Here is a 255-nt window from a genome sequence, read left to right as displayed (position 1 = left end):
TAGGAGTCCTGAGAACTTGTTATATGTAAATCCATCTGACAAAACACCATGTATCACCAAAATGGTTGAATCCGAATATGCTACGCCAAATCTTCTGGCATATATTTGACCTCCATATGTTACTGAAAACACATGTTCTCGATAACTAAAAGGTTGTTCAATCGCTAAACCTTGTATCTCCTTTGCACTCATTGTCATATTAGTGGACGGTTCAAATGTTGGAGAGTCCGAATTTACCAATTGAGTGATTTACCT

At 37.3% G+C, this 255-nt stretch carries 1 protein-coding gene; it reads right to left on the bottom strand.

Annotation, left to right across the window (positions count from 1 at the left end; genetic code table 11):
- Positions 1–198, bottom strand: a 198-nt coding sequence (locus JV36_RS19900; RefSeq protein ID WP_235207839.1) for a hypothetical protein, incomplete at its 3' end; no start/stop codon positions are given.
- Positions 199–255 lie beyond the last annotated feature (57 nt).

This window comes from Alteromonas sp. LOR (assembly GCF_000753865.1).
In the GTDB taxonomy this organism is placed as follows: Bacteria; Pseudomonadota; Gammaproteobacteria; order Enterobacterales; family Alteromonadaceae; genus Alteromonas.
This window is presented reverse-complemented; position numbering and strand designations above follow the sequence as displayed.